This window comes from Faecalibacterium sp. 9, from assembly GCF_048320955.1.
Classification (GTDB): Bacteria; Bacillota; Clostridia; order Oscillospirales; family Ruminococcaceae; genus Faecalibacterium; species Faecalibacterium wellingii.
Genome location: NZ_JBLWGB010000002.1, coordinates 661,217 through 684,980 on the forward strand (window position 1 = coordinate 661,217; position 23,764 = coordinate 684,980).

The following is a 23,764-nucleotide window of genomic DNA, read 5'->3' on the forward strand; positions in this document are numbered from 1 at the left end:
CAAAGGAGGTTTTCGCATGTGCACCTGCCCAGAATGCGGATGCTGCTGTGACTACGGCAGAGAATGCTGTCCCGACTGCCACAGCGGCAACGCCGACCATCTCGGAGAGCGGGGCGGATGCAAGCGCATCGACCCCCGCGACATCCCTGCAGAACTGCGAATCGGTCCCTGCCGCATCGGCGGGCGGTTCTTCTGCACCGATGCCTTCGGCACCTGGCTTTGACTTTTCCGCTCTGGGCGACCTGTCCGATCAGGCCGTGGAGACCGACCAGCAGTTCGATCTGCACTACGGCACCGCGCAGGATGAATACCTCATTTCCTGCATCTACGTTGCCAAAATGCACGCACTAACGGCCAAGGCTGGCCGCTATGGCGGCGGTACATGGACAAAGTGGTATGAGAGCAAGGGCATGAGCAAATCCAGCGTCTGGAATATGCTGCAAACAGGTGAAGGTTTTAAAGGTTCAACTGTTGAACAATTAACTTCAATCCCTGAACTTTCTCGCAAAGACCTGAACCTGATCGCCCGCTCCGGCTGTGCTGAACAGCTCACCGCAGCCGCCGGAGACAGCCAGCGGGTGCAGGAGCTGCTGGCCCAGCTCAAGGCCGAGAAAGACCGTGCCGACACCGCAGAGAAGTCCGCTCAGAACGCCCGCAAGGAAAATGCCTATTTCAAGGAGCTGGTGAAAAGCGCCGAAGCCCAGACCCATAAGGACGCGGAAAAGCGGGAAGAAGCAGAAAGCCGCTATGAGTCCGCTCTTGCCGACATCAGCGGTCTGAAAGAGCAGAACGCCCAGCTGAAAGAGCGCGCCGACTCTGCCGAAGCCCGGGAAGAGGAAGCATGGAAGATGCAGAGCAAGGCCGAGGCCCGGGCCAAAAATGCCGAGGGCCAGCTTTCCGGCTCCCGGCAGGTGGCCGAAGCGGCAAAGCTCCGGGCGGATAAGCTGCAGGAAGAAAATGCGGCCCTGAAAAAGCAGCCCATCGCCGCTGTGGTGGACGAGGAAGAAGTGGAACGCCGGGCAAACCAGCGGGCCCATGACATTGCCGAGGACTTAGCCGCCGAGATGACCGCCGACCTGCAGGCACGGCTGGAACAGGCCTCTTCCGGCAGCGAACAGGACGCCCGCGATGCCTACGACAGCATCATTCTGGCCGGGCGCTCCATCACAAGCATCGTTCAGTCCGCCAAAATGCAGTTCCGCAAACTGCCGGACGACCAGCGGGAGACCGCAATCAACCAGTTCGTTCACACACTCGCATCCGCTCAAGGGGAGGTATCCGCATGTCTGTAAAGATCATGGCCTTAGAGGCCGAAAACGTCAAACGCATCAAGGCCGTTGCGCTTACGCCGTCGCCCACCGGGCTCACCCTCGTGGGCGGCAACAACAATCAGGGCAAGACCAGCGTGCTGGACGCGCTGGCGTGGGCCCTCGGCGGCGACCGCTTCCGCCCGGACGCCGCCCAGCGGGACGGGGCCGTGGCTCCCGCCCACCTCAAGGTCAGGCTCTCCAACGGTGTGGTGGTGGAGCGCAAGGGCAAGAACAGCACCCTGACCGTCACCGACCCCACCGGACGCCGCAGCGGCCAGCAGCTGCTCAACGCCTTCATCGAGCCGCTGGCGCTGGATCTGCCCCGCTTCATGGAAGCATCCGACAAGGAAAAGGCGGACATCCTGCTGCGGATCATCGGCATCGGCACCGAACTCCACACCCGGGATCTTGAGATCAAGGCCCTGTACGACAAGCGCACCTTCACCGGCCAGCTGGCCGCGCAGAAAAAGCACTTTGCCGAGGAGCTGATCTCCTACCCGGATGCACCGGAGGAGCCGGTCAGCGCCTCCGACCTCATTCGCCAGCAGCAGGAAATTCTGGCCCGTAACGGCGAGAATCAGCGGCTGCGGGCACAGTACACAGAGCTTGAGCGTCAGGAGCAGCAGTGTGTGGCCGAACTGAAACGCACCCGTGAACACATTGCCGAGCTGGAACAACAGTATCAGGAGCTCGACGCCAAGCACACCCGCCTGTTCAATCAGCGGAAAACCGCTCAAAAGACCGTCGCCCAGCTTCAGGACGAATCCACCGCCGAACTGGAAGCTTCCATCCGGGACATTGAGGAGATCAACCAGAAGGTGCGGGCCAATCTGGAAAAATCCCGGGCTGAGGACGAAGCCGCCCGGTATGCCAGCGATTACGACAAGCTCACCGAAGCCATCACCCGGAAGCGGGCCGACCGCATGGCCCTGCTGAACGGTGCCGACCTGCCCCTGCCGGAGCTGAGCGTGGAGGACGGCGCACTTACCTATAAAGGCAAGCACTGGCGGGATATGTCCGGCAGCGACCAGCTGCGGGTGGCCGCCGCCATCGTCCGCCGCCTGAACCCGGACTGCGGTTTCGTGCTGCTGGACAAGCTGGAACAGATGGACATGACCACCCTGCAGAAGTTTTCCGCATGGCTGGAAACAGAACACCTGCAGGCCATTGCCACCCGGGTCTCCACTGGCAGCGAGTGCCAGATCATCATTGAGGACGGCATGGTGAAGGATACCGAAACCTCCCTGCCGCCCGTCACCGAAAAGCCCCAGCAGAAAAGCTGGACGAAAGGAGCGTTCTAAATGAGCAAATATGCAGTTACCACCGGCATCCAGAATGCGCCGGTCAAGACCGTGCTGTACGGCCCGGAGGGCATCGGCAAAAGCACCTTTGCATCCCATTTCCCGAATCCTGTTTTCATCGACACCGAGGGCGGCACCAAGCGGCTGAACGTCAAGCGCCTGCCCCAACCCACCAGCTGGGCCATGCTGTTGGATGAGGTGGCCGAGGTACGCAAGGGCAGTGTCCCCTGCGGCACGCTGGTCATTGATACCGCCGACTGGGCTGAACGCCTGTGCATTCAGGCCGTGTGTGCCAAAGCCAAGGTGAACGGCATCGAAGATTTCGGCTACGGCAAGGGCTACACCTATGTTAAGGAAGAGTTCGGCAAGCTGCTGGACGCTTTGGAAGAGGTGCTACAGGCCGGGCACAACGTGGTGGTGCTGGCCCATGCCGCTATTACCAAATTTGAGCAGCCGGACGCTGTGGGCAACTACGACCGCTGGAGCATGAAAACTTCCAAACAGGTGGCCCCGCTGCTGCGCGAGTGGTGCGATATGCTGCTGTTTGCCAACTACAAGACCGTTGTGGAAAAGGTGGGCGACGGCAAGAACGCCAAGAGCAAGGCCAGCGGCGGCAGGCGTGTACTGTACACCGCGCATCACCCCTGCTGGGATGCAAAAAACCGCTTTGACCTGCCGGAGGAAGTACCCTTTGACTATGCCAGCATTGCCGCCTGCATCCCCGGCGCAATGTCTGCACAGGCACCAAAACCGGAACCGCAGCCGCGTTCCCAGCCGGAAGCCGACATCCTGCCCAGCCCGCAGCAGGAAGCAAAGCCGGTGGCTCAGCCGCAGCCCGCACCGCTGCAGGAAAGCTCTGAGAAAAATGTTCTGCTCAGTCTGGGCGTGCCGGAAAAGCTGGCCGCTCTGATGAGCGCCAACAAGGTCAGCTGTGAAGAGCTGCAGGGCGTTGTGGGCAAACGAGGCTATTTCCCGGAGGATATGCCCATCAAGGACTACCCCGCTGACTTTGTGGAGGGCTGTCTGATCGCCGCATGGCCGCAGGTGTTCCAGATGGTGCTGGATAACCGTGATATCCCGTTTTAACAGGCTCCCTCACGGAGGGAGCTGGCACGTGTAAGCGTGACTGAAGGAGTTTTATAATAAAGGAGTAATTACTTATGAACGAAATGAACACCACCGACCGCGCCCTGAGCTGGGACGACGAATTTACCAACGAACAGCAGGAGTTCGTGCTCCTGCCCGAGGGCGAGTATGCCTTTGAGGTCACCGGCATGGAGCGTGCCCGCTTTGAGGGCAGCGCAAAGCTCCCGCCCTGCTCCATGGCAAAGCTGACCCTGAAGATCTTCGGCGGGGCCAAGGGTGATACCACCGTGACCCACCGCCTGTACCTGCACACTAAAACGCAGGGCCTGCTGGGGGCTTTCTTTGAGAGCATCGGTCAGTGCAAGCGGGGCGAGACCTTCCGCCCCCGCTGGAACGAGGTCGTGGGTGCCAAAGGCATCTGCAAGCTGGGTATCCACGAGTACACCAAGCAGAGCGGTCCTCATGCAGGCGAGACCGGCCAGAGCAACGAAGTGCAGCGCTTCCTGCCGCCGCCCGAACCCAAAGCTGCACCCACTCAGGGCTGGACACAGGGGGCGTTCTAAATGGCCGAGACACAAACCCTGCGCCCCTACCAGCAGCAGGCCCGTGAACGCATCCACGCAGAGTGGGAGAACGGCCACACCCGCACCCTGTTGGTGCTGCCTACCGGCACCGGCAAGACCATCGTGTTTGCATCGGTAGCAGCCGATCAGGTGCGGGCGGGCCACCGGGTGCTCATTCTGGCGCATCGCGGTGAGCTGCTGGAACAGGCAGCGGACAAGCTGCAGCGCTCCACCGGCCTTGTCAGCGCGGTGGAAAAGGCAGATGCCACCTGTCTGAATACATGGTTCCGTGTGGTGGTGGGCAGCGTGCAGACCCTGCAGCGCACCGCCCGGCTGGAACGCTTTCCGCATGATTACTTTGGCACTATCATCATCGACGAGGCCCACCACGCCATTACCGACGGATACCGCCGCATCCTCGACTACTTCGGCAGCGCCAAGGTGCTGGGCGTGACCGCCACGCCGGATCGCGGCGACATGCGCAATCTGGGCGAAGTGTTCGACAGCCTTGCCTTTGAGTATAAGCTGACCGATGCCATCAAAGAGGGCTATCTGTGCCGCATCATGGCCCAGACCATTCCGCTGAAGCTGGACATTTCTTCTGTCACCATGAGCGGCGGGGACTACGCCGTGGGAGACCTCGGCACTGCGCTTGACCCCTATCTGGAACAGATCGCCGCCGAGATGGCCCAGCGCTGCAAGGACCGCAAAACAGTCGTATTCCTGCCCCTCATCAAGACCAGCCAGAAGTTCCGGGACCTGCTGAACGCCAAGGGCTTCCGCGCCGCCGAGGTCAACGGCCAGAGCGCCGACCGCAAGGAAGTGCTGGCGGATTTCGATGCAGGCAAATACAACGTGCTGTGCAACTCCATGCTGCTCACCGAGGGCTGGGACTGCCCGTCCGTGGACTGCGTGGTGGTGCTGCGGCCCACCAAGGTGCGCAGCCTGTACAGCCAGATGGTGGGACGCGGCACCCGGCTCTCCCCGGGCAAGACCGACCTGCTGCTCCTCGACTTTTTGTGGATGACCGACAAGCACGAGCTGTGCCGCCCGGCGGATCTGGTCTGCGAGGACCGCGCCGTGGCCCGCCAGATGACCGAAAATCTGGCCGGGAGCGGCTGCCCGCAGGACATCGAGGAAGCCGCCGCCGAGGCCGGCGAGGACGTGGTGACCCAGCGGGAGGAAGCCCTTGCAAAACAGCTGGAAGAACAGCGCCGCAAAAAAGCCAAGCTGGTGGACCCGCTGCAGTACGAGATGAGCATTCAGGCCGAGGACCTTGCCGGGTATGTGCCGGCCTTTGGCTGGGAAGCAGGCCCGCCCACCGAACAGCAGGCCGCCGCGCTGGAAAAGCTGGGCATCCTGCCGGATGCGGTGGAGTCGGCAGGCAAAGCCAGCCTTTTGCTGGACCGGCTGCACAAGCGCCGGGACGAAGGCCTCACCACCCCAAAGCAGATCCGCTGTCTGGAAAAATACGGCTTCCAGCACGTGGGCAGGTGGAGCTTTGAGCAGGCCAAACACATGATCGACCGCATTGCGGCGGGCGGCTGGCGGGGTGTGCCCAAGGGCGTTACTCCCAGCACCTACACGCCGCCCGCAGAACCGGCCTTTCCGGATAGCAGCTTTGGATGGTGATGCGAATGGAACATGAAAATGAACTCAAAGAAGCATTGGACTTCATCTCCCCGGCCTCCCTGACCTACGAGGAATGGACGATGGTGGGCATGGCGCTGAAGGATTCCGGCCTGCCCGTCACCGTCTGGGAAGCATGGAGCGCCCGGGACGGGGGCCGTTACCACAAGGGCGAGTGCGCCAAAAAGTGGGAGAGTTTCCACGGCAGCACAAAGCCTGTCACCGAGAGCAGCATCTTCCAGCTGGCCTATTCCCACGGTTGGAGCGGCCCGGCAGGCCACGCGCTGGACTGGGGCGACGAGCTCTCTGCCGGGCCCGGTGCCCAGACCGAGGGCCGCGTGGTAGATCCCCGGTGGGTGGAAGCCCACGAGCTGGATCTGCCCGCAGAGTGGCACCCGGCAGAGCAGATCAAGCGGTATCTGCAGGCACTTTTTGAGCCGGAGGAATACGTTGCCTACGTCACCGAGAGCTACCGGAAGGAAGACGGGCGCTTTGCCCCCAACGGCTGCTCCTGTCAGCTGACCGCCGGGCAGCTCATCATGGAGCTGGATCATTACGGCGATGATATCGGTGCTGCCCTTGGCGACTACAACCCCGAAGCCGGTGCGTGGATCTGCTTCAACCCCATGGACGGCGGAGGCCGCCGCAACGAGAACGTGACCGACTTCCGCTACGCCCTCGTGGAGTGCGACAACATGGAGCTGGGCAAACAGCAGGCCATCATCCGGCAGCTGGAACTGCCCTGTGCCGCGCTGGTCTACTCCGGCGGAAAGAGCGTCCATGCCATCGTCAGGGTGGATGCCCCGGACTATGCCGAGTACCGCAGGCGGGTGGATTACCTCTACGCCGCCTGCCAGAAAAACGGCCTGACCATCGACCAGCAGAACCGCAACCCCAGCCGCCTTTCCCGGATGCCCGGCATCCTGCGCGGTGACAAACGGCAGACCCTGCTGGAGACCAACATCGGGAAATCCTGCTGGGATGAGTGGCGGGACTGGCTGGAAGCGGAGACCGACGAGCTGCCCGAGACCGAGAGTCTGGCCGACGACTGGGAGAGCCTGCCCCCGCTGGCCGATGCCCTCATTACCGGGGTGCTGCGCAAGGGCCACAAGATGCTGCTGGCGGGCCCCAGCAAGGCGGGCAAGAGCTTTGCCCTCATCGAGCTGTGCATCGCCATCGCCGAAGGCAGGCCGTGGCTGGGCCGGTTCTCCTGCGCACAGGGCAAGGTGCTGTACATCAATCTGGAGCTGGACCGGGCCTCCTGCCTGCACCGCTTCAAGGATGTGTACACCGCCCTCGGCCTGCCCCCGCAGAACCTGCGGAACATCGACATCTGGAATCTGCGCGGTGCGTCCGTGCCCATGGACAAGCTGGCCCCAAAGCTCATCCGCCGGGCCCAGAAAAAAGGCTACACCGCCGTGATCCTCGACCCCATTTATAAGGTCATTACCGGCGACGAGAACTCTGCCGACCAGATGGCAAAGTTCTGCAACCAGTTCGACCTTGTGTGCCGTGCGCTGGACTGTGCCGTGATCTACTGCCACCACCACTCAAAAGGTGCCCAGGGCGGCAAGCGCAGCATGGACCGTGCCAGCGGCTCCGGCGTGTTCGCCCGCGACCCGGATGCCATGCTGGACATGACCGAGCTCACCCCCACCGATGCCATCCGGGAACAGCTCCACAACAAAGCCGCCTGCCGGGTCATCAAGGCCATGCTGGACAAGCGCGGCCATGGGGATGCCTACGGCCCGGACGATGTCCTGAGCCGCAGCCGGATGCTGACCATTGCCAAAGAACACCTTGGCCTTGCCGACCTGCGGGCCATCGATGCCGAAGTGGCCGCCGCCCAGAAGCAGGCCGACAGCATGACCGCATGGCGCATCGAGGGCACCCTGCGCGAGTTTGCCCGCTTCAACCCGGTGAACCTCTGGTTCGACTACCCCGTGCACAAGCCGGACACCGGCCTGCTGGAGGACCTGCAGCCGGACAGCGATTTCAAAACGCTGGGCAGCCGCGGTGCCGCCAAGCGCTGGGGCGATAAAGGCAAGGTGACCAAGGACAAAAAGGCCGAGCTGGACACTGCCTTTGAAGCCTGCATGATGGATGGCAAGGTGACGGTCTACTCCATGGCCGAATACATGGGGCTGAAACCGGACACCGTACGCCGCCGTCTGAAAGCGGACGGCGGTTTCTGGATCGACGGCGCGGACATCGGCCGCAAGGAACCCGGCAGCGCAGGATAAATTACAGTCCGCAATATTTTGTTTTACGCATGGTACAAAAACGGTAAAATAGCGGCTATCACAAATCCGCATCCGCTTACGGATTTCGGAAAATAGCGGCTATTTTTCCGAATCCGGGACGGAAAATAGCCTATATATAATATACAAAATCCGTCCGTGTGTGATGGGGTCTCCCGAAGGATGGGGCGACCACAGCCCCCATCCATTCGGGGAACCCTCCCCATCACGTTAGCGCTAAAACCTGAAAAAGAAAAACGAGGTGAACCCCATGTACATGCAATTCTTTCTTCCCATGCAGCCGCCTACCACCACCCACAACGCAAAGCAGCTGCACGCCTACATGAAGGGCGGACAGCCGCACGCGGTGCTCCACGACAGCCCGGAGCTGAAACAGACCCGTGCCAAGCTCCACGCCCATCTGGCACCCCACGCGCCGGAAAAGCCCATCCCCGCAGGCCGTCCGGTGCGGCTGCTGGTCAAGTGGTGCTTCCCTGCCGAGGGTCGCAAAAACGGCAGCTGGCGCACCGCAAAGCCGGACACCGACAATCTGGAAAAGGCCCTCAAGGACGAAATGACCCGCCTGCACTTCTGGGCCGATGACGCGCAGGTGTGCAGCGAGATCGTAGAAAAATTCTGGTCGGACCCCTGCGGCGTGTTCGTCCGGGTGGAGGAACTGTAATGACCTACGAAGAGAAAAAGGCATGGCTCTGGCGGTACCGGACGGCCAAGCGGTTCGAGCTGCTCAAGCTGGACGAACTGGCCACGCTGCAGACCGACGCCACCCACACCACCCAGCGCTTTTCTCCTGTGCCGGGCGGCAGCGGTGACGGACAGGCTCTGCCCCGCAGTGTGGAACGCATCGACGAGGCCCGCCGGGCCGCTGAGGCGCAGTCTGCCGTCTGCGACGCCATCCGGGCCGAGATCATGGAGGTGTTCCGCCAGCTGGACGACGAGGTGGATTTCATGATCCTGTTCCGGCGGTACATCCTGCTGGAGGACTGGCCGGACATCGCGGTCAACGTCCGCATTTCCCGCAGTCAGATGTTCCAGCGCCACAGCGCGGCCATCAAAAGACTGGAGATCAAAAGTCCGGACTGAACCGGAGCGAACCGGACTTGATAATCCTGTCAACCCCTGCTAAAATTTAAAATGCCGAAGCCCGCAGGAAAGGTCTACTCCCTTCGATCCTGCGGGCTTTGTGCTGCCCGGCTGACACAGAGGATCACCTTTCCCGACCAACAGCCTGAATGCATCAGTCGGGCGTTTTTTGAATTTCCCGCCGTTCGGATCTTCCGGGCGGCTTTTTGATTTTACGGCAAGAGAGGTGGTGACGTGGCCAACGAAGAAAATCTCATCCCGTTCAACGAACGAACGGAGAGCGAACAGAGACAGATCGCCCAGAAGGGCGGCATTGCTTCCGGTGCGGCCCGCCGCCGCAAGCGCAGCATGAAAGAAGCGGCCGACTACTATCTCAGCCTGCCGGAGACCGACCGCCGCCGGGTGAATGCCCTGCTGCGGGATGAGGTGGACAATGAGGACATCGACAATCAGATGTCGGTGGTCATGGGCATTACTGAAGCCGCCAAGCGCGGTGATGCCCGGGCGGCAGGCGTACTGCTGAAGATGCTGGGCGAGGAGACCGTGCAGGAGGACCCCGCCGCCGATGCACTGGAAGCTGCCCGCAAGCTGCTGGGAGGTGTAGACAGTGCCATTGACTGAGTTTCAGCAGGAGTTCCTTCGCAATTGCTCCCACCGCTGGAACGTCAAGACCGGGGCCACCCGCTCCGGCAAGACCTATCTGGACTGCGCTGTTACCATCCCCAAGCGCATCTGCGCGGCCCGGGACGAGGGCCTTTGCGTCATGCTGGGCAACACCCTCGGCACGCTGGAGCGCAACGTGCTGGAGCCCATGCGGGCTCTCTGGGGTCCGGAGCTTGTGGGCGTGGTGCGCACCTCGGCGTCCGGCAACATCGTGCAGCTGTTCGGCCGCAAGGTGTACGTGCTGGGTGCCGACAACAAAAAGCACATTGCCCGCATTCAGGGCGCGGCCTTTGAGTACGCCTATGGGGACGAGATCACCACATGGGACGAGGGCGTATTCCAGATGCTCAAGAGCCGTCTGTCCTGTCCGCACAGCCATTTTGACGGCACCTGTAACCCGGATAACCCACAGCACTGGTTCAAGCAGTTTCTGGACAGCGACGCGGACATCTACTGTCAGGCCTACACCATCGACGACAACCCCACTCTGCCGCCGGAGTTCGTGGCGCAGCTAAAAAAGGAATACGCAGGCACGGTCTACTATAACCGCTTTATCCTCGGCCAGTGGGCCGCAGCGGGCGGTATCATCTACCGGCCCTTTGCGGACAGTATTGCCGCCGGGGATGGGCGTTTCCTCTGGCCTGCGGACAAGCCCTGCCGCCCGTGGCGCATCCACATCGGGGTGGACTTCGGCGGCAACGGCTCCCGGCACGCATTCGTGGCCACCGGCATCCTGCCCTACTACGCGGGGGTCGTGGGGCTGGCATCCGCCCGCATCGACCCGAAGGATCAGGACGCTGACTACCTCGCCGCGCAGCTCATCGATTTCTGCACCGCCGTGTTCGCGCGGTACGGCGAGATCCACTATCTTTTCTGCGACAGCGCCGAACAGACGCTGATCAACCACATCCGCACCCGGCTGCGGGCCTGCCCGCTTTCCTGGCTGGCTGACCGGGTGCAGAACAGTGCCAAGATCCAGATCATCGACCGCATCCGTCTGACGTCCATCCTGATGGGCGGCGGGCGCTTTTGGTATCTGCCGGAAGCTGCCACCCTGCGGGACGCGCTGGCCACCGCCCTGTGGAGCCAGAAGCACCCCGGCGTGGACGAACGTCTGGATGACGGCACCACCGACATTGACACCCTCGATGCCTTCGAGTACACCATTGAACGCGATTACAGGAGACTGACTGCAAGATGAACGTTGCCGCTTTTATTGAATACCTGAACAAAACCAAGGGCCTGCAGATCGACGCCTCCTATTATGCCAAAATTGAAAAATGGCGGCAGTGGTGGCAGGGCTATGTACCCAGCGTGCATAATATTAAGATCACGCGGGAGGACGGCGAACACAAGCGCCGCCGGGCGTCCCTGCGGATGCCCAAGCGCGTGTGCGAGGACTGGGCAAATCTGCTGCTCAACGACAAGACCACCTTCCAAATCGGCGATGCCGCCACCGCCGCCTACCTGCTGGGCAGCGATGAACAGCAGACCGGGGGCCTTTTGCGGCAGCTGCATTTCTGGGAGAACGCCAACAAGCTGGTGGAGAAAGCCTACTGGTCCGGCACCGGCGCTTTCGTGCTGAGCGTGGAGGGCATCAAGGGCACAGACGGCCAGCTGGAAGCAGACCCGGATGCCCGCATCGTACTAGACTACGACCCCGCCTGCTGCATCCTGCCCATCAGCGTGGAGCGCGGCGTTGTGACCGAAGCGGCCTTTGTGTCCGAGTGCATGATGGGCGGCAAGCCTGCCGTCTACCTGCAGACCCACACGGTCAAGGACGGCAGCCGCACCATCACCAACGAATGGTTTGAGGTGACGGACGATATCTCCGGCACGCCGAAATTCGCGAAGATCACCGAGGATAAGACCCCGCCGGGCACGGTAAAGAGCATCACGGTCAGCGGCTCACCGGCATGGTTCAGCCTGTTCAGCCCGGCGGCTGCCAAGAACATCGACGGCGGCATGGGGCTGGGCATGAGCATCTTCTCCGAGGCGCTGGACGCGGCACAGATGGTGGACTACGCCTTCGACAACTACCGGCAGGACATCCGCCTCGGCGGCAAGAAGATCTTCTATGACCGCTCTCTGTGCCGCAAGTGGGTGGACAAGGAAGGCACCGAGCACGCCGTGCCGCCGGATGCCGTCCACCGGCAGATCTTCTACGAGCTGCCCACGCCGGAAGGCGGCATCGACCAGCCCGCTGCATGGCGGGAGTATAACCCCGACCTGCGCACGGCCTCCAACCATCAGGCGGTGCAGGACGCGCTGGACATGATGAGCTTCAAGTGCAAACTGGGCTGCCACCGCTATAAGTTCGATCAGGGCACCGTGACCACCGCCACCGAGTACACCGGCAGTCGGCAGGATCTGGTGCAGAACGCCAACAAGAACCAGATCCCCATCGAAACGGCGCTGATCGGCATCCTGCGGGCCATCCTGTGGGCGGCAAAGAACCTGCTGGGCGCACCGGTAGACCCAGAGACCAGCATTTCCGTCAACTGGGACGACAGTTACATCGTCAGCGAGGCCGAGCGCACCAGCCAGCTGCGGGAGGACGCTCTGGCAGGCCTCGTGCCCCGCTGCCGGTACCTCTCCGCCCGGTACAGCCTGAGCGAGGAGGAAGCCCACCAGTGGACGGCAGAGGCCAAGGCTGACAGCCAGACCGAAGAGCAGATCACCTTCGGGGGTGCCTGATGCTGCCGCCGAGCTATCTTGACCGGATGCCGGACGCCTTTGTGCAGCTCTGGCAGCAGGTGGAGGACGAGATCTTACAGGACGTTGCCCGGCGCATCGGCAAGATGGACGCCGTGACCCCCACCGCAAACTGGCAGCTGTGGCGCTACCAGCAGACCGAGGCGCTGCGCAACGACGTGGTGAAGCTGCTGGCGAAGTACACCGGCAAGAGCGAGGCCGCCATCCGCAGGCTGCTTTTGCAGGCCGCCACCGAAGCCATGGAGCGGGAGGACGCCATCTACTACCACTACGACAAAGAGCCGCAGCCCTTTGAAGAAAGCACCGCCCTCAACAACCTGCTGGATGCCGGTGCGCGGCAGACCTGCGGCACATGGCAGAATCTGACCGCCACCACGGCAAACACCGTCACAGGGGCCTTTGAGCGCACACTGGACGCTGCATGGCTCAAAGTGAGCACCGGTGCCTTCGACTACAAAGCCGCCGTCAAACAGGCCGTGGACAGCCTTGCAGACGACATGCCCATGGTCACCTATCCCAGCGGCCACAAGGACAGCATCGAGGTGGCCGCACGCCGTGCCGTGCTCACCGGTGTGAACCAGACGACTGGCAAGCTGCAGGTGGCCCGCATGGACGAGATGGGCTGCGAATTTGTGGAGACCACCGCCCACGGCGGTGCCCGTCCTTCTCATGCAGAATGGCAGGGCAGGCGCTTCCACCGGGGCGGCGCGGTGGACTACAAGGGCAGGCACTACCCGGATTTTGAAGCCGCCACCGGCTACGGCACCGGCGCAGGCCTGTGCGGCTGGAACTGCCGCCACACCTTTTTCGCGGTGTTCCCGGAGCTGGGCGACCCGCCCCAATGGACGCAGGAGCAGCTGCGGGAGCTGAACGCCCGGGACATCGAGTGGAACGGCAAAAAGTACACCGCCTACGAGATATCACAGATGCAGCGCGCCCGGGAGCGGAACGTCCGCCGCTGGAAAAAGCGGTATCTGGCCGAGGACGCCGCCGGGCTGGACCCCACCGACGCCGCTGTGCGCCTGAGAGCCGCCCGCCAGAGCCTTGCAGAGTTTGCACAGGCCACGGGCGGCCGTGTGGACAGCGCCCGTGTCAGTGTGCCCAAGTTCGGCAGGAGCGAAGCCGGCAGGGCGAGCTGGGCAGCAAGAGGGAAATCTCTGGGAAATTCTGGAACGCTCCTGCAAAAGCTCAATTACTCCAACAACGTTTCTAAAACCGAGCGTGAAAGCATTGAGAGCGAGTTGTCTATTCTTCCTCAGTGGCAGCGTGATAAGGCTGAAAGCATCATCAACAAGGTCGTAATGACAGAGAAAGACGCCAATGGAAGCGGCTATTATTATCCGGACAAAACGCTTTATCTTCACCCTGAGCGCAAAAGCGGTGATGTCATTCACGAGTATGGCCACGCATTGGAGATCTCCCTTGACCTGCGGCATAACTCCAAATACATCAGCATCCGAAAATCCGGGATTGATGTTGAAGATCTTTCTCAAATCGTGTATGATGATAGTACCTATACACAAGCGGTTTATCTCCTTCAGAACAGCAAATTCATATCTGAGTATCAGGGACGGCTATATGAATCTCCCACGGATGGAATTTTTAAAGCCGGAACGATGCAGATCAATGAAGATATGCTGAAGGAATATTTCAGCGAAGGGTATCGCGCTTTTTATCAGGAGCCCTTTGCCCTGAAAGAGAAGGACCCGCAGCTCTATCATTTTATTGAGGGATTGAACGATGACCAAAAGTGAAGTGCTACAGCTTGATGAGCCCTCTGCAATCTGGAACGAAATGCAAAAGAATCCGGCATTGCGAACAGATGGGGATGTCTGGCTGCACATGACCCGCCTGTCAGCCAAGCAAGACAGACAGCGGTCTCAGGAAGCGTATGGCGACCCGGAAGCGTATCTGTATATGGACTTAAACAAAAAGAAGTGAGGTGCATCATGGAAGATTTTCGCATCATCTACCGCATCCTGAAATTCTTGCAGCAGAGCATGGATTTTGAGGACTTCGACAGCGAAGGATTCAACGCCGAACGCTTCGGTACGAATCCGAACCGTTTTCAGGCCTTGCTGATCCAGCTTCAGCGTGCAGGATACATTGAAGGTCTGGACATCGTTCAGTACATCCGCCAGCCGGCACCCATACCGATCCGTACCACTACAAGCTCTATTTCCACACTGATATCCTGCCCAGCGTGGAAACAAGGCCGTAAAATTTAATACTCAGCGGTTGGCGCACAGCGTCAGCCGCTTTTTTATGCCGTTTTAGCTCATGTTGGCAGAGCACCGGACTTTTAATCCGGGTGTGGCGGGTTCAACTCCCGCAAGCGGCACCACAGCGGAAGGCGGCGCGTACCCCGTCTTGTCCCGTGCGGAATGAGAACCGCGATACAAAACAGCAGGGACTTATCCACCCAACAGACAAAAGAAAGGAGCACATCGCAAGTGAAACGCGAAGATGTGAGCAAGATCATTCCGGGTATCACCTCGGACCAGCTGGACAGCATCATGAACCTGCACGGCGCGGATATCACGGCCAAGGTGAACGAGATCACCACCCTCAAGGCCGAGAAAACCACCCTGACCGAACAGCTGTCCACTGCAAACAGCAAACTGGAAGGCTACGACCCCGAGTGGAAGGCCAAGGCCGAGCAGGCCAAGACCGATGCTGCGACTCAGGTCGCTGCCCTCGAAAAGGGCTACGCTCTGGAACGCAAGGCATCCGGCCTGAAATTTTCCAGCGAGAGCGCCCGCAAGGCGTTCCTTGCCGAGGCAAAGGCCCAGAATTTTGCTATGAAGGACGGCGAGATTCTGGGCTTTGATGATTATGTCAAGGCTTTCAAAGAGAGTGATCCCAGCGCCATTCTGCCGGACGGCGGCATGGCACGTTTTTCCGCATCGGCGACCGGCGCACCCGGCCAGCCCGCAAACACACATGAGGCCGCAAATGCTGCATTCCGCGCAGCGTTCGGCCAGAAAGGTTGATTCTTATGGCTACTGATGCAATCGCTCGCAATAAGGCTGAGGCCCTGATCCGGGAGCAGCTGGTGAACACCATCCAGCAGGACGTGCCCAAAAGCTCCACCGTCATGCAGCTGGGCACCCGCCTTGCCAATATGACCTCTAACCAGACCAAGATCCCCGTGCTGTCCATGCTGCCGCTGGCTTACTGGGTCAACGGTGACACCGGCATGAAAAAGACCAGCAAGCAGGAATGGGACAACGTGTATATGACCGCTGCAGAGCTGGCCGTCATCGTTCCTGTGCCCGAGGCTGTGCTGGCAGATTCCAGCTTTGACATCATGGGCGAGGTACAGCCCCGCGTCCGGGAAGCCATGGGCGCAAAGATCGACAACGCCATCCTGTTCGGCGGCGAGCGTCCCACCGAGTGGACGACCGATGTTCTGACCCTTGCGGCCAAGAACAAAGTCACCGGCCCCATCGACTACGCAAAGCTGCTGGGCAAGGACGGTCTGTTCTCCAAGGTGGAGGCTGGCGGCTTCGGCGTGGACGCCGTGGTGGGCGACCTGACCGCCAAGGCAGAGCTGCGCGGCCTTGTGGATACCACTGGCCGTCCCCTGTTCCGTTCCGATATGCAGGGTGCCACCACCTACGCGCTGGACGGCGCACCGATGTACTTCCCGGATAACGGCGGCTTTGATGCTTCCAAGGCACAGCTGATCGCAGGCAACTTCAAGAAGCTGGTGTACTCCATCCGTCAGGACGTCACCGTGAAGCTGCTGGATCAGGGCGTTATTCAGGATCCTTCCACCAAGGAGATCGTTTACAACCTCGCCCAGCAGGATATGGTGGCCCTGCGTGTGGTCATGCGCATGGGCTGGGCACTGCCGAACCCTGCCACCCGTATGAACGCCGACCGCTCCAAAGTCCCCTTTGCGTTCCTGACCGCAGCTGCCGTCGCAGCATAAGGAGGCCCCATGCTCTACTGCACCTATGACCAGTACACGGCGGCGGGCGGCATGGTGCCAGAAACGGCGTTCGGTGTGCTGTGCAGCCGGGCTTCCCGCATGATCGATTCCGCCACCTTTGGCCGGGCCGAGAGCCACGCCGCCGGGTGCGAGGCCTGCCGGGAAGCATTGGCGGACGCCTGCGGGCAGATCGTCGGCCTGCTGGCCGCTGCATCTGCGGCGGGTGCTGTGCCGGGTGCTGCCAGCGTCTCCAACGACGGCTACAGCGTCACCTTTGGCAGCAATGCCAGTGTGACCGCCGCCGCCCGGCAGGAAGCCTATGAGATCCTCCGCACCGCGCTGGGCAATGACCCGCACGACCTGCTGTACAGGGGGATTTTGTGATGCAGACAGCCGTTACTGTGGTGAACCTCATCCACGATGTGACCACCGAGACAGACAGGCCGGTGTGCTGGGTGTTCCCCGGGTGCTGCTGGCGGGAATGCCGCTCCACCTCCGGCTCCGGCACCGCCAAAGACCCGGAGCGCACCACCCACATCCGCATCCCGGCCAGCGTGTGTACGGCGGGCTACCTGCCCTATGCCCAGTGGGCGGCGCTGTCTGCGGCGGAAAAGACCAAGCACTGGACCCTGAAACGCGGCTGGAAGCTGGTGCAGGGCGCGGTGCCTGCCTTGACCGCCGAAGAGTATGCCCGGCTTGAAAAAACGCACCTGTGCTGCACAGCGGCGGCTGTCTCGGACGACCGGGAGCCGCTGCTGCCCCACTGGCATGTGGAAGGGAGCTGATCGCATGAGCGCACCGGTTTTTGATTTCAAGATCACGTTCCGGCCCGGCTTTCAGGCCGACATGGATGCACGGTTCGCAAAGCTGCAGTTTGCCTTTTCACAGAAAGTGGCGGCAACGGTAGACCCCTATGTGCCCTTTGACACCGGCACGCTGAAGAACAGCGTGAATCAGGCATCCGACTTCAAGGAAGGTCTGCTGGTGTACAATACGCCCTATGCCCGCAGGCAGTATTATCTGCATGAACAGGGCAAGGGTCTGCATGGTGAGAACGGCCTGCGCGGCTCCTATTGGGGCCAGCGGGCCATTGCCGACCACAAGGACGAGCTGGAAAAGTTCGCCCATGATGCCGCAAAGCAGTTTCTGGGAGGGAACAAATGAGCGAAACCGTAAAGCCCACCATTGCCGCCCTGCGGGCATGGCTCAAGACCTGCCCGCTGATCGCCGAAGAACAGGAAGCCACCGGTGCAGCCTTCCGCATTGCCGGACTGGAAGAAGAATCCACCGCATTTTCCATCGAGGACAGCCCCGGTGATCCCATCCTCACCGAGTACATCTCCGGCTGGGAAATGTCGAAGAATTACCTCTTCCTCAGCCGCCGGGAGTACAGCGAGGTGGACGCCGTCAGCATCCAGAACAGCGGCTTTTTTGAGCAGCTCACCGAGTGGGTCATGCGGCAGGACGCCCGGCACGACCTGCCTGACCTCTCGGCCTGCGGCGGGGGCAAGACCCCTACCGGCATTGCCGTGACAAACAGCGGCTACATCGTCACAAACAGCGCGGGCAGCTGTAAGATGCAGCTGCAAATGCGCCTGACCTACTACATGCCAAAATGAAAGGAGTTTTGATATGACTGTATCTGAAGCCATTACCAAGTCCGGCATCACGCCCAGCGCGTCGTATACCGGCATTGAGACGGCGGACGACTTCATCCTCGCCTTCCAGATCGAGAGCACCCAGACCAAGGAAAGCCAGTGGATCGTCTGCGCCGACCACGTGAAGGAGCATTCCGGCTCCCTGAACGCCACCACCGAGGATTCCCAGTACATCCGCACCGGCAACGTTACCGAAAAGACCGGCACCCAGCGCACCCTTGCCGTCAACGGCGTCCGCTACACGGGCGATGCTTTTCAGAATTTTGTGCTGAGCCACAAGATCGTGTACGGTACCGGCAGCGATATCATCAGGCCGTACATCTATTTCAGCCTTCGCACCGGCAAGGGCGAGAAGGGCAGCGCTTCCATCATCGTCACCAGCGACGTGGGCGGTGCAGCCGGTTCCAAGGCCACCTTTGCCTGCGACGTGAAGGTCATCGGCACGCCGGAGGAGTTTGACTACAACCCCGCCACCCAGTCCGCTGAGCCTGCCAAGGCCGTCAAGGGCTGATTTTTTTCAAACACAGTCCCCGCTCCACACCGGAACGGGGATTTTTTATGCCGTGAACAAAGCTTATTCCTCCGGGGCAGAACCGGGGCACGGCCCAAGAAAGGAGCCAGAACATGGTTATTTGTGGACAGGAATTTGAATTTTCGGCGCTGAACGCCAACGACCTCGACCGTATGGACGCGGCACAGCAGCACATGCAGGCGGCTTCTGACCGCGAGAGCAAGCGCTCGCATACGGGCACCGCCGACATCCTGCGCGGCCAGTGCCGCCTTATGATGGGCTACTTCGACGAGCTGCTGGGCGAGGGTGCATCTGAACGTCTGGGTCTTGACGGAAACAACTTTGGTGCCTGTGTCCGTGTGACGAACGCCATCAAGGAAGCCATCGCCGCAGAACAGGCCACCGTAAAGCAGGCGGCTGCAATGCCCATGAACCGCGAGCAGCGGCGCGCAGCGGCAAAGCAGCAGCAGCGCAAGCAGAAACCCGTGTCCCGCAGCGAGGGTTTCCACCCGCAGGTGGCAAGCCGCCCGGCGCAGCAGCCTATCACCCAGACCAACACTTTCTGGCCGGACACGGAAGCCGAGACCCGCCGCAAGACCGACCAGCTGATCGATGCCCGGCAGGCTGTGAATGCCCTGCGGGACGACCCCGATGCCATGCAGCAGCTGGCAGAGTACGCTCTGCAGCTGGCATCCGAGCGCCATGTCTGACCTGCTGCTGGACGAGTTGCCCACCCGGTGGCACGGACACGAGATCATCCCGGATTTCCGGCCCATGGTCTGGCTGGTGAACGCCTATGTGCGCGGCCAGACAGGAGATGACCCCCTCGGTTTTGCGGTCAGCGCCCTCTGGCGTTTTTACAAAGACCCACACTGTTTTCTGAACGACCCTCAGAAGATCATCGACGCCTACGGGTACATGATCGAGTTTTATAAGGCGGGCGAAAAAGCAGCCGAAAGCGCCGCAGCTGAAAGCAGTACCGCGCCCTCTTCCGGTCTTGCCTTCGACTACCAGTGTGATGCCGGTTACATCGTGGCGGCGTTCCAGCAGGCCTACGGCATCGACCTGACCCGGGAGCGGGTGCACTGGTTCCGGTTCCGGGCGCTGTTCGCGGCCCTGCCGGAGGAGACCCTCATGGCCAAGATCATGAGCTGGCGCACCATGGACCTGTCCGAGTACGAGGGCAGTATGCGTGCCCACTATGCCGACTTGCAGGAGCGCTTTGCCCTGCCTGCTGAGCTGAGAGGGGGTGCCGCCCGTGTCGTGTCCGTCGAAGAGCATGATGCTGCGTTCCTTGCGCGGTTCCGGCACTAGCCGCGCCCCGGTGCCCTGCCCATACTGCGGGCGGGCGCTGCCGGTGTGGGCAGAAAATGCCGCATCCGCCCATGGCCTGTGGGTAAAATGCAAAAATCCCGCCTGTAAGCGGGAGGTAGAGATCAAGTTATAACAGCCTGTGCCCTTGTGCCCGCGCTCTTTTGGAATGGAGAGAGGTGGACACAGTGGCATTTGATTTTGACGTTACCGGCAACACCAAACTGGATACCAGCGGTTTTACCAATGGCATTTCCAGCATGACGGTGGCTGCTGGTAATCTGATCGCTGACTTTGTAAAATCGGCCAGCAGCAAAATGGCCGAGCTGGTGACTTCCTCGGTCGATATTGGTTCATCGTTCGAGACAGCCCTTGCCAAGGTCGGCACCATCGCCGACACGAGCAAGGTCTCCGTGGGCGATCTGAACAAGCAGATCCTTGATACATCCGGCAGCATGGGCGTTGCCGCTGCAGACATTGCCGAAGCAGCCTATCAGGCCATCAGTGCCGGACAGGATACGGCAAACGCCGTAGCTTTTGCCGGACAGGCTTCCAAGCTGGCTGCTGCTGGCTTCACTTCCAGCAGTTCGGCAGTCGATATCCTGACCACCGCGCTGAATGCCTATGGACTGAGTGCAGATCAGGCCATCCATGTATCGGATGTGCTGCTGACCACCCAGAATCTGGGCAAAACCAGCGTGGATGAGCTTTCGTCCAGCATGGGCAAGGTCATTCCTCTGGCTGCAGCGTATGGCGTGACCGTCGAAAATCTGTCCAGTGGTCTGGCCGTCATGACCGCAAATGGTATTGCCACGGCAGAAGCCACCACCTACACCAAGTCCATGCTCAACGAACTTGGCGATGCCGGTTCTACTGTCGGCAAAATTTTGCAGAAACAGACCGGCAAGAGCTTTGCTCAGCTGAATGCTGAGGGCAAGAGCCTAGGCGATGTTCTGCAGATTTTGTATCAGAGCGTCGGCGGCAGCAGCACTGCCTTTGCAGGTCTGTGGTCGAGTGTGGAAGCAGGCACCGGTGCATTGTCGCTGGCATCCGGCGGCGCTGAACATTTCAACGATGTGCTCAGCCAGATGCAGAACAGCGCAGGCGCTACCGAGACCGCCTACGAGACCATGACCGACACCTTTCAGCACAAGGTGGAGACCATGCAGACGGCTGCCCAGAACTTCGGCATCACCCTGTATGACTCGCTGGAATCCTCTCTGAGCGATGCCACTCAGTGGGGCACAGACTGCCTCACCCAGCTGACCACCGCCCTGTCTGATGGCGGACCCGAAGCCATGCTTCAGGCTGCAGGCCAGATTCTCTCCGATCTGGCGGCAGGCATTACCGAGCAGCTGCCCGGCCTGATGAACACCGGCGTGGAGATCATCACCCAGCTGGCTGAGGACATCGTGGAAGCTACACCGGCCATGCTGGACACGGCTGCTGAAGTGCTGGGCGCGCTGGCACAGGGCCTTGTTGACAACATCCCGGACCTGATCGCCAGCGCCGCCGAGATCGATCGCCGGATTTATCGGCTACCTCGGTGACCACACAGACGAGATGATGACCGCCGGCCTGCAGATCATCGAGAGCCTCATCATTGGTATCACCGACAATCTCCCTGCACTGATCGAGTCCGCAGGCGCGGCGATTGCCAAGTTTGCCGCCGCGCTGATTTCCAACCTGCCGAAGATCCTCGAGTGCGGCGCGGCTATGCTGACCACCCTTGTGGACGGTATCCTCTACAGCATTGAAAATCTGGCCGAAGCCGCCCTCGCCTGCGTGGCAAAGCTGGTGGGCGTCTGGGACGGCAGCATGGACGAGTGGGGCCATATCGGAGAGAACATCGTTCAGGGCATCATCAACGGCATCGCGTCGATGTGGAACCGGCTGACCTCGTGGGTCAGCGGCCTGATTGCAAATCTGGTGGGCACGGCCAGCAATGCCGCCGTCAACGGCATCACCCAGAGCACCTCTGGCTCTACCTCTTCCGGCTCGACGAGCGCCGGGGCAATGAACCGCGACCAGCGGCACGCCGACGCGCTGGCCGGGAAAGGCATCAGCAATAAGAGCTGGACCGAACGTCAGGAAGAAGCCAAAAAGGCCGGTAAGGAGACGGCAGCATCGATTACTCAGTCGGCAAACAACGCCGCTGCTGCCATCGACAAGTCCGGCAAAAAAGCATCGAAAAGCGCCAAAAAATCCACCGCCGAAGTGGTCAAGTCCATCTCGGACACCACGACCGAAATCGACGGCAAGATCACCCGCACCACCGAAAACATCACCGAAACGCTCTCCAACGGCAAGACACAGCAAAAGCAGGTCATCACCGAGACTTCCCGGCAGATGGTGGACGGCGTGCTGAAAGATGTCAAGACCATCACGGAAGTGGCGGCAAACGGCACCAAGACCGTCAAGCAGACCATGGAGACGGTGCGGGAGACCGCCAAAACTGTCACTTCCACCTTCGAGACACTGGCAGACGGGGTCAAGACCACCACCCAGACCGTCACCGAGACCCTGACCGACGGCACCGAGACCCAGAAGCAGGTCATCACCAAGACCTACGACGACGTGGTGGACGGTGCCCTCGTGACCATCGAGCGGGTCAAGACCATCGCCGCCGACGGCACCGAGAAGGTAGCCGAGCAGATCAAAAAATCCAGCGCAGACACCTTCGACGGCCTGTGGAAGGAGCTCCAGGACCGAGCGCCAACACCGGCGTGCTGGGTACCTTCGATGACCTGTACACTGCTGTCAAGAATCAGGACTGGCTCTCCGTCGGCAAGTGGGTCGCAAGCACCATCTACAGCGGCCTGACCGCCGACCAGAAGCAGCAGGTGCAGTCCTTCGCCCTCGGCATCGTGAATAAGCTCAATAAGGCGCTGGGCGGTGCCCGGGACAAGCTGGTGCAGGGAGCCATCGACCTTGGCGGGCAGATCGTGAACGGCCTGACCGGCGGCTTCTCTGAGGTCTGGCAGCAGGCGCAGGGCCTCGGCTCCACCCTGCTGAACATTTTCAACGGCCTGAAAGACCCGCTGCAGGCGGTGGCTCTCGCCATCAGCAAGGGCCTGAGCGGCGGCTTTCTCTCCTGTATGCCCGAGATCCTCATGGGCGCGGGCAGCGTGATCGTGGCCATCAGCTCGGCCTTTACCGGGATGCTGGAAACCATCGGCGCTGTTGCCGACCGGGTTCGGGACCCCGAAGGGCCTGCTGATGATCGCAGCGGGCATCGCGCTGGTGGCCGCGATCGCAGGCATCGTCGCCGCCCTCGGCGGCTCTTTCAGCAAGAAAGGCTCGTCCGGCGGCGGTTCCTCTGGCGGCGGTTCGTCCGGCTCCGGCGGCATGGGCAGCGTGGATATCACCACCGGCACCGGCAGTCTGGAAGATGCCATCAACGCCAACACCAAGGCGCTGGAAAAGACAAACTCTGCCCTTGCCGATATGATCCGGCAGGCGGGAGCGCTGGTGCTTTCCGACAACATGCGCCTCGGCTCCACCGTGGCCGCTTCCGGCACCGCACAGGTGGTGTCCGCCGCCCGCAGCTACCACCGGGAGGGCGACACCAATATCACCCAGAACTTCTACAATGGCCACGACACCGCCGCCGCACAGCAGCGGGAAGCCCGCTGGGAGGCCGACAAGGCCAAGGCCCGCAAACGATGAAAGGAGGACACCGTGCTTTTTAAGGATCACCTCGAAATAGTCACCGACGCCGGTGCCGTCCTGCATCTGG

At 61.2% G+C, this 23,764-nt stretch carries 27 protein-coding genes and 1 tRNA gene; all 28 read left to right on the forward strand.

All coding sequences use genetic code 11. The annotated features are described in order from the left end of the window. Nucleotides 1–16: 16 nt before the first annotated feature. Entirely contained in the window at nucleotides 17–223 is a 207-nt protein-coding gene (locus tag ACKXF9_RS12075) for a hypothetical protein (RefSeq protein WP_418266355.1), read from the forward strand. After that, nucleotides 201–1,292, forward strand: coding sequence for a hypothetical protein (locus tag ACKXF9_RS12080; protein ID WP_418266356.1), 1,092 nt, complete (start codon nucleotides 201–203; stop codon nucleotides 1,290–1,292). Before ACKXF9_RS12075 ends, ACKXF9_RS12080 begins: the two co-directional genes overlap by 23 nt. After that, a complete protein-coding gene (locus ACKXF9_RS12085; protein ID WP_418266357.1) occupies nucleotides 1,283–2,611 on the forward strand; it encodes an AAA family ATPase in 1,329 nt (442 codons plus the stop codon). Before ACKXF9_RS12080 ends, ACKXF9_RS12085 begins: the two co-directional genes overlap by 10 nt. Next, a complete protein-coding gene (locus ACKXF9_RS12090) occupies nucleotides 2,612–3,697 on the forward strand; it encodes an AAA family ATPase (protein WP_418266358.1) in 1,086 nt (361 codons plus the stop codon). Between the two features lie 74 nt (nucleotides 3,698–3,771). Then, the gene (locus ACKXF9_RS12095) at nucleotides 3,772–4,260 is read left to right on the forward strand and encodes a DUF669 domain-containing protein (RefSeq protein WP_418266359.1); all 489 of its coding nucleotides are present in this window, start codon (nucleotides 3,772–3,774) and stop codon (nucleotides 4,258–4,260) included. Next, nucleotides 4,261–5,892, forward strand: a complete 1,632-nt coding sequence (locus tag ACKXF9_RS12100; protein ID WP_418266360.1) for a DEAD/DEAH box helicase — start codon at nucleotides 4,261–4,263, stop codon at nucleotides 5,890–5,892. A gap of 5 nt (nucleotides 5,893–5,897) precedes the next feature. Next, nucleotides 5,898–8,132, forward strand: a complete 2,235-nt coding sequence (locus ACKXF9_RS12105; RefSeq protein WP_418266361.1) for an AAA family ATPase — start codon at nucleotides 5,898–5,900, stop codon at nucleotides 8,130–8,132. Nucleotides 8,133–8,406: 274 nt separating this feature from the next. Continuing rightward, nucleotides 8,407–8,811: a RusA family crossover junction endodeoxyribonuclease gene (locus ACKXF9_RS12110; protein ID WP_418266362.1), complete on the forward strand. Its 405-nt coding sequence runs from the start codon at nucleotides 8,407–8,409 to the stop codon at nucleotides 8,809–8,811. Beyond that, a complete protein-coding gene (locus ACKXF9_RS12115) occupies nucleotides 8,811–9,230 on the forward strand; it encodes a hypothetical protein (protein WP_418266363.1) in 420 nt (139 codons plus the stop codon). Before ACKXF9_RS12110 ends, ACKXF9_RS12115 begins: the two co-directional genes overlap by 1 nt. A gap of 234 nt (nucleotides 9,231–9,464) precedes the next feature. After that, nucleotides 9,465–9,851 (forward strand): hypothetical protein, encoded by a 387-nt coding sequence (locus ACKXF9_RS12120; RefSeq protein WP_349137668.1) that lies wholly within the window; start codon nucleotides 9,465–9,467, stop codon nucleotides 9,849–9,851. Then, nucleotides 9,844–11,094 carry a phage terminase large subunit gene (locus tag ACKXF9_RS12125; RefSeq protein ID WP_418266364.1) on the forward strand — a complete coding sequence of 417 codons (1,251 nt, stop codon included), beginning with the start codon at nucleotides 9,844–9,846 and terminating at the stop codon, nucleotides 11,092–11,094. The genes ACKXF9_RS12120 and ACKXF9_RS12125 overlap by 8 nt, the downstream gene beginning before the upstream one ends. Then, on the forward strand, nucleotides 11,091–12,590 hold the full coding sequence (locus ACKXF9_RS12130; protein WP_418266365.1) for a hypothetical protein: 1,500 nt from the start codon (nucleotides 11,091–11,093) through the stop codon (nucleotides 12,588–12,590). The genes ACKXF9_RS12125 and ACKXF9_RS12130 overlap by 4 nt, the downstream gene beginning before the upstream one ends. Next, entirely contained in the window at nucleotides 12,590–14,362 is a 1,773-nt protein-coding gene (locus ACKXF9_RS12135) for a phage minor capsid protein (protein WP_418266366.1), read from the forward strand. Before ACKXF9_RS12130 ends, ACKXF9_RS12135 begins: the two co-directional genes overlap by 1 nt. After that, a complete protein-coding gene (locus tag ACKXF9_RS12140; RefSeq protein WP_418265857.1) occupies nucleotides 14,349–14,549 on the forward strand; it encodes a hypothetical protein in 201 nt (66 codons plus the stop codon). The genes ACKXF9_RS12135 and ACKXF9_RS12140 overlap by 14 nt, the downstream gene beginning before the upstream one ends. An 8-nt stretch (nucleotides 14,550–14,557) precedes the next feature. Beyond that, the gene (locus ACKXF9_RS12145) at nucleotides 14,558–14,836 is read left to right on the forward strand and encodes a YjcQ family protein (protein WP_418266367.1); all 279 of its coding nucleotides are present in this window, start codon (nucleotides 14,558–14,560) and stop codon (nucleotides 14,834–14,836) included. Nucleotides 14,837–14,875: 39 nt separating this feature from the next. Next, nucleotides 14,876–14,952, forward strand: a tRNA-Lys gene (locus tag ACKXF9_RS12150). Between the two features lie 109 nt (nucleotides 14,953–15,061). Continuing rightward, the gene (locus tag ACKXF9_RS12155; protein WP_418266368.1) at nucleotides 15,062–15,601 is read left to right on the forward strand and encodes a hypothetical protein; all 540 of its coding nucleotides are present in this window, start codon (nucleotides 15,062–15,064) and stop codon (nucleotides 15,599–15,601) included. A gap of 5 nt (nucleotides 15,602–15,606) precedes the next feature. After that, complete coding sequence (locus ACKXF9_RS12160; protein ID WP_418265890.1) at nucleotides 15,607–16,545, forward strand: phage major capsid protein; 939 nt, start codon at nucleotides 15,607–15,609, stop codon at nucleotides 16,543–16,545. Nucleotides 16,546–16,554: 9 nt separating this feature from the next. Further along, on the forward strand, nucleotides 16,555–16,929 hold the full coding sequence (locus ACKXF9_RS12165; RefSeq protein ID WP_418266369.1) for a hypothetical protein: 375 nt from the start codon (nucleotides 16,555–16,557) through the stop codon (nucleotides 16,927–16,929). Next, nucleotides 16,929–17,330 carry a hypothetical protein gene (locus tag ACKXF9_RS12170; protein WP_418266370.1) on the forward strand — a complete coding sequence of 134 codons (402 nt, stop codon included), beginning with the start codon at nucleotides 16,929–16,931 and terminating at the stop codon, nucleotides 17,328–17,330. The genes ACKXF9_RS12165 and ACKXF9_RS12170 overlap by 1 nt, the downstream gene beginning before the upstream one ends. Nucleotides 17,331–17,334: 4 nt before the next feature. After that, nucleotides 17,335–17,709 (forward strand): minor capsid protein, encoded by a 375-nt coding sequence (locus ACKXF9_RS12175; protein ID WP_418265851.1) that lies wholly within the window; start codon nucleotides 17,335–17,337, stop codon nucleotides 17,707–17,709. Next, on the forward strand, nucleotides 17,706–18,164 hold the full coding sequence (locus tag ACKXF9_RS12180; protein ID WP_418265850.1) for a hypothetical protein: 459 nt from the start codon (nucleotides 17,706–17,708) through the stop codon (nucleotides 18,162–18,164). The genes ACKXF9_RS12175 and ACKXF9_RS12180 overlap by 4 nt, the downstream gene beginning before the upstream one ends. 13 nt (nucleotides 18,165–18,177) lie before the next feature. Then, nucleotides 18,178–18,714: a phage tail tube protein gene (locus ACKXF9_RS12185; protein WP_418265849.1), complete on the forward strand. Its 537-nt coding sequence runs from the start codon at nucleotides 18,178–18,180 to the stop codon at nucleotides 18,712–18,714. 113 nt (nucleotides 18,715–18,827) lie between these two features. Beyond that, complete coding sequence (locus ACKXF9_RS12190; RefSeq protein WP_418266371.1) at nucleotides 18,828–19,424, forward strand: DUF6673 family protein; 597 nt, start codon at nucleotides 18,828–18,830, stop codon at nucleotides 19,422–19,424. Beyond that, a complete protein-coding gene (locus tag ACKXF9_RS12195) occupies nucleotides 19,417–20,028 on the forward strand; it encodes a Gp15 family bacteriophage protein (RefSeq protein ID WP_418265846.1) in 612 nt (203 codons plus the stop codon). The genes ACKXF9_RS12190 and ACKXF9_RS12195 overlap by 8 nt, the downstream gene beginning before the upstream one ends. 161 nt (nucleotides 20,029–20,189) lie before the next feature. Beyond that, nucleotides 20,190–21,575 (forward strand): phage tail tape measure protein, encoded by a 1,386-nt coding sequence (locus tag ACKXF9_RS12200; protein WP_418266372.1) that lies wholly within the window; start codon nucleotides 20,190–20,192, stop codon nucleotides 21,573–21,575. 13 nt (nucleotides 21,576–21,588) lie between these two features. Next, a complete protein-coding gene (locus tag ACKXF9_RS12205; RefSeq protein WP_418266373.1) occupies nucleotides 21,589–22,848 on the forward strand; it encodes a hypothetical protein in 1,260 nt (419 codons plus the stop codon). A gap of 360 nt (nucleotides 22,849–23,208) precedes the next feature. Then, a complete protein-coding gene (locus ACKXF9_RS12210; protein ID WP_418266374.1) occupies nucleotides 23,209–23,694 on the forward strand; it encodes a hypothetical protein in 486 nt (161 codons plus the stop codon). Nucleotides 23,695–23,764: the final 70 nt, after the last annotated feature.